Origin of the sequence: Joostella sp. (genome assembly GCF_048266025.1) — a bacterium.
GTDB classification, from domain to species: Bacteria; Bacteroidota; Bacteroidia; order Flavobacteriales; family Flavobacteriaceae; genus Galbibacter; species Galbibacter atrarenae.
On sequence record NZ_JBLXAF010000016.1, the window covers coordinates 1 to 7,776 of the forward strand.

Here is a 7,776-nt window from a genome sequence, read left to right on the forward strand (position 1 = left end):
TGATAAACTAACTACTCAAAATAGAAACTCAATAAATAAGGTAATACCCATAGAAGGCAAACCGGCAAAATCCGGTTCAGTCAACACGACGTTCATGTTTGGCCGTTCCGACCACACGAACGCTAGTTATTGTATGCAGTTTTTTATTTCAGTTTTTCGATTTGAAGTTCCACAATAGTCTCTAAAATTCTGATTAAGGGTTCAAGAAGTAATCTTTGATGTTCTTCGAAATGTTTTTCTCCGTGTTGCATATTGCACCTTACATTGTATACTGCACTGACTGCGGCTTGAGCTTTAGTAGTCGGGTTTTCACTTTCTAAATTATTCATCAGCTCAATGTCGATGTTCTTTTTGGAAACTCCGTCAGCAAGGTTTATGTGAAATACATCCTTCCTTATCAGGTCAGCGATTGTTTCAATGTCTTTAAAATTGTCCTTTTCTCTTAGTCGGTCAACCAAGTCCGGCGCTGAGTTAAACTCAACGACCATTTTCGTTGCTTTCTCCCTGTCCGAATGACCAGGTTTAGTCAATTGTCCATTTTCTTTCATTTGCCGATAAGACTCATTGTAGAGTCTGTTGTACAAAGTAAAAAGTGCGGTATACTTGTCAAATAAAGTCCCTAAATCGTCACCTGTGTATGACGATATTTTCTTTGTCCAAGTCTCAATGTAGTCTTTTGTCTCCTGTGTCATTTTTCAAATTGCATACAACGGTCCGTGTATAACCGTCAGTTACGGATTAAATTTACGGAAATATTCGATTTGGTGCCGGCGTTAGCAATTCCGCGTGGATTCGGACGCAGTCGAATCCGCCGTAATTGCGGTTATACATTGTTGTGCATAGTATTTTTTATTACCTCAATTTCAGATTTAATTTCCGTATAGTTTATAAATCCGTTTTGAGTTGTTGTTTTTTTTACAGTCTTTTTCCAAAATGGATAAGCCCAAGTCAACGCAGTTCCATAATTTTCCCAATTACCATTTTCATTCTCATATTCATTTCGGTAAGCAAATTTTCCTTTGTAGAAATCAATTCTCCGTTTTTTGCAAGTCAACAATCGTAGGAATTCGTTAAACCCTTTATTCAAGTCGTCATATTTTGGGTCATAATGCAAATGACTAATTCCATATCCAACAGTTAATTGTTCGCTTTCGTCAAGTTCAATCCAAATTCATGATTCATTCTCGTTTTCCGAATCTAAAGTCAAGTGAGTTCCGTTTTCAAATTCCGAGACTCTTTCCGAAAAGTGAGTTTTCGGAAGTTCCTTTATTTTTTTGAATGTTAATTCGTGATTAGTCATATTTTATAAAATCCCAAGGAATTTCCTTTTTAAATATTTCAATACATTCCTCCATACTTTCAAGCGAAATTTTTTCTTTAAAAACTCGTATTGTTCTCGTTTTATCTGTATCGTCTCTAAAAATTTCTGCAATCAATTCGTCATTCCGATAGATTTCAACTCCAATTCCGTCACGCTCATTTACATCACTTGCAATTACAACTCTATCTTTATTTTCTTTCATTTACGTTCGGTTCAGATATTATGCACAACGGTTTTGGCTATGTGCAGTGCGGGATTTGAAAGCGATAGTTTCAAATCGGCACGAACATAAGCGAGCCGTTTTTATATTTTTATATTTTCTTTCATAAATATACTAACTGCGAGCGGAATAGATGTAATAACCTTTCAGTTTAACACTTCAGCCCGCATTGTATATAGCCGATGTTAGCACACGTTTTTATTCATTTAATTTTAATTTTTTAAATAGCTCTAATAAATCGTTAGGTATAAAATTTATTTTTTTCAGCGCTTTCGTCAATGAGCCAAAATGTACATTCCGATTATTAAAAAGTTCATTATATACTTGATTTAATAAAGTTTTACCACGTCTTTTTATTATCCATTTAGGATATTGAAGAGTAATGCCATTTGTAAAAGTTACAGGTTCTTTTATATTCTCAATTTCAGCATCGTAATCTTCAAAATAATTTGGTAATAGATTTTGAACTTTTTTAAATATTGTGTCCGCAATCCTTTGTAAATTTTCGGTATCAAGTGATTTTAGTTTGTATTCTTCTCCTAATTTCAAGCCGAGATTAATTACTTGATTGTGAATATCTTTATCCATTAATGCGGCATATGTCACGATTGGGTCAATTAAATAGTTCTCAATACTATACCTTTCAATTATAAAAACTCCGTCCGATGGTTCATTTCCACTATCTAAGTCAATTAACCCTTGAATTAGTTCTTGAAGTCCAGAATCTTGTAATTTATTTACCCAATTTTGAACAACATCTTTTCCGCCAGATTTATTCTTAATGGAAGCAGGTATAAATACTAAAGGAATATCCCCCTTTAAGAGGTCTAAATCTGTCAAATGGTCGAATAGATACGAATAAAAATCAACATCATCTTTATCCTCAACAAGAAAGTATTTTGTTCCTTCTCCAACGAATACAAGTCCAGATGTCAATAAAGAAATAGTATGATTTTTGGATTGTGATTTTACAATTCGTGGTGCAGTCCTTGACATTTCAAATAAAGAATCTTCTGGTGTCAGGACTACCGTAGAAGGCGAATGAGTTGTCATAATTACTCTAACACCAAACTTATCTACTAATACATTTTTGATAACATTTATAAATTGTTGAGCCATTGTTGGATGGAGATGAGCATCAGGCTCATCCATAAGAATAACTTTTGGGAAAATATTTTTTTCTTGAGAATTATATAAGTAAAACACTAGAGAAATTAATACTTTTTCACCAGAAGACAAATCATTGAAATTAACTGAATCACCACTAATTTCGTTCACAGCCCTCAATTGGAAACTATCTCTAATTCCATTATTTTCAGGATTATTAAACTGGAATGGTAGTTTAGATTCTTTGAGTATTTCTTTTAATACTACCCAAGGTTTTTCTCCGATATCTACAACAATTTTCTCATCATTTTTTCCAAGTGCTTTAGCTTCTATTTCTGATAAACGATAGTTGTAAAATATTTCCTCAATTTTTTGACTTAATTGCTGTTCTTGTTCAATTATTATCTCTGGAAAATGTTCCTCAAACTCTTCCTTAGTTATTTGATTTTGATTCTTACCTAAAGTTTGTTTGATTAATTGAAATTGTGCATATAGAGCTCTTTGATTTATATTGTCAGGTCTAACATTATTTTGTTTAAAAGTATTATAATAGTTATTTCTTTTCTGTTGAATAGTTGATAAATCAGTACTACTTGTATTTGATAAATTCCATTCACCCTTCAGAAATGAAACTTCTTGTCTTTGAACTATACAGTTTTCAATTTGTACTCGTTCACGTTCTTGGTTATTGTTAACAATTGTATTGTAAATGATGTTTAATAATTGAGATTTTCCAGTTCCATTTGGTCCAGTTATTACCGAAAACATTGGAATATTATTCCAGTCAAAATCAGTTAAAGATTTATATTTTCCTCTAAATTTTATGTTCATTTTCAAATGTGTGCTAACGGTAAAGTGTATGGCTCGTAGCGTGCAAAATAGCTTTTATTCTTCGGTTGAGCACAAGCCAAATTTAAAAATTTGGCGACTTTCCAAATATGCCTTAACTTTGATTAAGCAACTGATTAGCTATGAGATATATACGTTGTTAGGCATAGTGCTTTTACACTTTTAATGTTTTGTTCTCTGTATCATAATCATCTCCCACACAATATTCAGAATTGTTAAGTTCATCAGAAACCATAGATGTTGTAAAAATTATTTGATGAGTCTTTTCTTTTTGCAAGTAGTCGTCTGACATTTTAGTAATCAATTCTTGAAAATTTTGAGTCCTTTCTTTTTCCATTCCTTTATCCTCCATATTGTCACAAATTATAAAGCGAGGATATCTCATAAAATCAAATTCTAAACTCGCGAAAAATATTGAAAAGATAACTGCATTTTTAAAGTAGGTTTTAGAACTGGCAGAAAAATTGTTACTACCCTCTAAAGTAAATGAATCTCTCAGGAAATCAATTTCTACAATTTTTCCAGTTCGAAATTCATCTTGCCTTGGTAAATCTTTTCTCAGAATCGAAATGGTGATTTCCCTTATCTTGTTCATAACCAAAGAATATTTATATTTTTGGTCATTCTCCTTTTCTGATATTGATAGTTTTAATTCTTTAATTTCTTTTGTTAATTCCGCAACTTCGGATTTAAGTTGTTCTATTAATTCTACAATTTGCAAGTGTTTTGTCAGATTTTCAATCTCACTTTCTATATACCCTTTTGATATCAGTAAATTATCAATTTTCTCATTTCGAGTTGATTGTGGATTTAATATTGAAGAATCAAGTTCTTTCTGATAATACCTAAGTTTTTCTAAAATAAGTGGCAACTGACCTTGAAAATCAGCGTATTTTTTTTCTTTTTCCTCTAATAACTTTGATGATTCCTTTACCTGTATTTGCATTTCTTGAAGAAGTCTTTTAGCATTGGCTTTTTCAGCTTCTTCTTCTAAAGGTTGTTTGCATAATTTACAATGATTGTCCTCTATTTCCGTACTTAATTTTTCTAAACATTGTGGACAATGTGTTAAAGTTAAATCTCCAATTGTTTTTCTTGTAAGAATTGAATTGTATAATTCTGATATTCTTTTGTTTAAAGTAGAAATGAATTGTTTAGAATCGGCTATTTCTAAATCGTACTGATTAATTTTAGTTGTTATCTTGTTCGCCTTATTTTTGTAGCCTATTAGCTCTTTTTTAATTTTCTCTGTGTTCGTTTCAGTCTTTTTTGTTGTCCTAATTTTTTCTGCATCTCTTAAAGCCTGAATTTCTGAACTTATTTTGTTCAAATTTTCTTTAGCCTGTTTAATTTCCTTTTCAATACTATCTCTGTTTGCTGAAACCCCAGAATGTGTTATTACGTTTATCAGGTTTTTATATTCTCGTTCCTTTAATTCTAAAATTTTTGACTTATCTCTGAGTTTAATTCTGTCAGAATAAAGCGAGTCATCGTATATGCCTAACAGAATTTCAGATATGGTTTTTCTTGTTAGTGGTGGGTCGAAATTCTCAAATCTAAAAAGGCTTTGAGGATGAGTTTCTTGGTCAATATACAGAAGCCTAAGTATTTGATGCATTGTAATATTGCTATCTAAATCTCCTTTGACTTCGGGAAAGTCTAAAGCGTTAAATAGTATATTAGAAAAGCTCAATACATTTTCTGAACTTTTATAGGGAAAAATTTTCCAATTTAAGCTGTCCGTTTTAGCTTTTTCATAGTTGCCCCAAAAAATTTGTAGTGGTGTAAATACAGAATCGCTTATCTCTCTTCGTAAAGTAAATTCGGCACCATTGATTAGAACTTCAGCAGTTACATCTTTACATTTTCGAGCTTCAGATGTCCAATTGTTAAATGCTCCTCCAAGAATGTAAAATATAAAATTTGAGATTGTAGACTTTCCAGAACTATTCTTACCACGTATTATATTAACTCCATAACGAAATGCTTCATTATAGGCTATTTGATTATTATAGTCTCTTATAATAATTTGACGAATAGTGATTTGTGGTTTATTTTCTGTCATATCTAAACTCTAAAAGACCTGTCCTTTCTTTTAAGCCACGAAGTGCCAAAAAATTAAAGCCTTTAACTAATTTTATTATATTTTCTTTCTCTGTATTTATCTCATCAAGTTTTTGTTGTAATTCAGATGGTAATGCTTTATCTGTTCTCTTTACGATATTTTTTTGAAATAAATTGTTATCGATTAATCCATAAGATGCTAAATATCTCAAAGCGGAAAGTTGGTAAGGGTTCATTCGCTCTGCAATTCTTTTAGGGTCAATTAAATCTTCGTATGGATTGTCAGGTTTATTTTTGAAAATCTTTTTTAATTCAAATAAATCTCTTGGAAAAGTTATTTGTCTTGCTTCGTTAGGAAATGTTAAGTAAAAATCCCAAATCCTAAGTTTATCAAGTTCAATTTCGGATTCTTCCATTAATGAAAGTAGTTGTAACATCCGAAATGCACAATTATAAATATCGAAAGCTGGATGATATACTAACATTTATTTAATTCCATTTTATATGACAATTACCTGTAAGAAAAAATATCATTCCCATAATATCATCCTCATTATACTTAAATAAATTAATTCCTAAATCTTCTTGAACAGGTTTAATAATTCTTTCAGTTATTAGAAGATTTATTTTTTCGTCTGTATCGTTTTGGCATATTAGTATATAAATTTCACGCATAAAACTACTTCGTACTTTTGCAAGAAGATAAACATTGATGTCTTGGGCAATTAATGAATATTGTGAGGTTTTCATTAATTTTCGATGAAATCGGTCTTTAACATCAAGAGCATATGCGATTAGTTTTTCACGTCCGCCATCTTCAAGTTTTTTCTCTAAACCAATAACTTCATTATCGATGACTGAATTCAAATAATCTAATTCTTCACAAAGTTCTTTAAACTCAGGATTTGATGATTTTTCTTCCTCATACCTTTTGTAAAGGTCCTGTAAATAAGTAGAACGAGAATGGTAATTATTAACGTAAGAGACGCTACTATCTTTATAATCACGACCAGCAAAGTTTCCACCTATGCTTGAACCATCTACATTAACATCATTGTTGTTTTCTGCCATATTTATTTTTTGTCTCTACCAACAAAATTACCACCAACATCTCCTTTCATACTTACGTTGTTATTGTTGTCTCCTTTAACCTGCTGTTTGAGTTTAAAAACTTTGGTTACAGCAAATATGCTTATAAAAAAACCAAGTATTCCACAAATATTTGCAATTATTGATATTGTTTCATTCATAATATATTGATTTCATTGGTTGTTACGATGTTTGTTTTGCATTATGCCTAACGGTCTCGTATAACCGTCAGTTAGGGATTAAATATACGGAAATATTCGATTTGGCGCCGGCGCTAGCAATTCCGCATGGATTCTGACGTAGTCGAATCCGCCGTAATTGCGGTTATACATTGTTGTACGCTGGCTTTTATCATCAGTTGTCATATTCCGCTAATTCAATTTCCTCATCGCTTGGCAACCAACCATTATTAATTTTTTCAATCAATTCAGTCCAATGTTTTTTCACTTTCCGCTTGGTAAAGTCCAAACAAATAACTTTATCAGTTTCTTTATAAGCGTCGTATGCCAAAGTCGTAGCGAACCAAAATCCCTCGCTGAAATTTTGATGAGCTGTAGTTATGGGTGAAAATTCAAAATCGAATTCCTTTTTTGTCCGAAATTCATAATCGAATGCTCGTCCAGTTATTTCTTCGTCAAAATATTGTTCAGTCCAATGGGCAAGAGTTCCAGCACTACAAGTGTATGTGACATTTTTATCCATACAAATTTTTACAGCTGGCGGAACTAATTCTTCATCTTCCTTATTTGCTATTGTAAATACAATCCAATCATTTTTCGGCAAAGAATTTTTCCATTCAGAATTATTTCTAACCTGAACGTAATATATTTTTCTTCTGTTAATTCTGCCTAAAAGTTCCATTTTTCAGCTTGCGTACAACGTTGTTGTGTATGGCTTGTTGCGGGAAATCCGCGAGGATTTTCCACCGTAAAACGAAGATAGCAAATTGCAATGAATTCCGATAGGGAATTCAGCCGCAATGAGCTATACACGTTGTTGAACTAAACCTAAAGGTAGCTTTCCGGTGAACTAATCTCACTTTTGGCTACCTTTAAGGGTACGTTTAACTTCTAAATTTAAAGTTATGAAAAAAAAGTAGTACGCTCATTGAAAGAGCCTGTAATTC

At 31.8% G+C, this 7,776-nt stretch carries 9 protein-coding genes; all 9 read right to left on the bottom strand.

The features are described 5' to 3' along the window. Positions 1–143: 143 nt before the first annotated feature. Entirely contained in the window at positions 144–692 is a 549-nt protein-coding gene (locus ACN0TY_RS16420; protein WP_417445311.1) for a hypothetical protein, read from the bottom strand. 131 nt (positions 693–823) lie between these two features. Continuing rightward, on the bottom strand, positions 824–1,087 hold the full coding sequence (locus ACN0TY_RS16425; RefSeq protein WP_417445312.1) for a hypothetical protein: 264 nt from the start codon (positions 1,085–1,087) through the stop codon (positions 824–826). Between the two features lie 205 nt (positions 1,088–1,292). Next, positions 1,293–1,523, bottom strand: a complete 231-nt coding sequence (locus tag ACN0TY_RS16430) for a hypothetical protein (protein ID WP_417445313.1) — start codon at positions 1,521–1,523, stop codon at positions 1,293–1,295. Between the two features lie 216 nt (positions 1,524–1,739). Beyond that, positions 1,740–3,479 (bottom strand): AAA family ATPase, encoded by a 1,740-nt coding sequence (locus tag ACN0TY_RS16435; RefSeq protein ID WP_417445314.1) that lies wholly within the window; start codon positions 3,477–3,479, stop codon positions 1,740–1,742. Positions 3,480–3,651: 172 nt separating this feature from the next. Continuing rightward, the gene (locus tag ACN0TY_RS16440) at positions 3,652–5,562 is read right to left on the bottom strand and encodes an AAA family ATPase (RefSeq protein WP_417445315.1); all 1,911 of its coding nucleotides are present in this window, start codon (positions 5,560–5,562) and stop codon (positions 3,652–3,654) included. After that, a complete protein-coding gene (locus ACN0TY_RS16445) occupies positions 5,549–6,046 on the bottom strand; it encodes an ABC-three component system middle component 5 (protein WP_417445316.1) in 498 nt (165 codons plus the stop codon). The genes ACN0TY_RS16440 and ACN0TY_RS16445 overlap by 14 nt, the downstream gene beginning before the upstream one ends. Before the next feature lie 4 nt (positions 6,047–6,050). Next, a complete protein-coding gene (locus ACN0TY_RS16450; RefSeq protein ID WP_417445317.1) occupies positions 6,051–6,632 on the bottom strand; it encodes an ABC-three component system protein in 582 nt (193 codons plus the stop codon). A gap of 2 nt (positions 6,633–6,634) precedes the next feature. Then, the gene (locus ACN0TY_RS16455; protein WP_417445318.1) at positions 6,635–6,811 is read right to left on the bottom strand and encodes a hypothetical protein; all 177 of its coding nucleotides are present in this window, start codon (positions 6,809–6,811) and stop codon (positions 6,635–6,637) included. Between the two features lie 193 nt (positions 6,812–7,004). After that, the gene (locus ACN0TY_RS16460; protein WP_417445319.1) at positions 7,005–7,511 is read right to left on the bottom strand and encodes a hypothetical protein; all 507 of its coding nucleotides are present in this window, start codon (positions 7,509–7,511) and stop codon (positions 7,005–7,007) included. Positions 7,512–7,776 lie beyond the last annotated feature (265 nt).